At 58.3% G+C, this 744-nt stretch carries 1 protein-coding gene; it reads right to left on the bottom strand.

The features are described 5' to 3' along the window. A partial coding sequence (locus LG661_RS24745; RefSeq protein WP_230534649.1) for a LysR family transcriptional regulator occupies positions 1-655 on the bottom strand: 655 nt, incomplete at its 3' end. Between the last annotated feature and the right edge of the window lie 89 nt (positions 656-744).

Here is a 744-nt window from a genome sequence, read left to right as displayed (position 1 = left end):
TCGCGACGACGGCAAACTCAAGCCCTTGCGTCAGGGCAGACCGGTCCGTCAGCACGAGCTGCGTATGCTCGCGACCGGCACCTGGGGCATTGCGGCCCGCAAGAGCCAACGGATGGTCAGGTGCGGCAACCGGGATCAACTCGACAAAGCCAACACCGATCCGCTCAAGTCCATCGACCTCCATGTCTAAAGGGCCGCTGACCCCCAAACTGGCACCGCGATTGAGCACCATCTGGGTAACAGCGCCGAGCGCCTCGACGTAGAGGCGCAGGGAAACCGTTGGAAATTTCCTCTGAAATGCCTTGAGGGCATCAACCACACGGGCCGCCGGCAGCATCACATCAAGTGCTAAATGAACCTCAGACTCAAGGCCCTGCTGCAGACCCTTCACCTTCGATCGCATGTTGCTGATGCCATTGGCGATGGTTCGAGCCTCCGACAGAACGGCACGTCCAGCCTCAGTCAGTTGCGGCTTCTTGGTGGTTTGGCGATCGAACAGCGTCAGGCCCAACTGGGCCTCCAAGTTTGCGATTGTGTAGCTGATGACCGACGTCGCGCGGCCGAGCTGCTTTGCGGCACCGACGAAACTGCCGGTTTCGACGACCGTGATGAACACCCGCAATTGGTCGAGGGTCGGTATGCCGACATCAGGCATGTCAATTCCTTCGAACGTTTCGAGCGATATTATACAAATTCATTCAACCGCCAAGGTGGGGAAAGATGCTTTGCGCCAAGGTGAACAAT

This window comes from Microvirga roseola, from assembly GCF_020866965.1.
In the GTDB taxonomy this organism is placed as follows: Bacteria; Pseudomonadota; Alphaproteobacteria; order Rhizobiales; family Beijerinckiaceae; genus Microvirga; species Microvirga roseola.
This window is presented reverse-complemented; position numbering and strand designations above follow the sequence as displayed.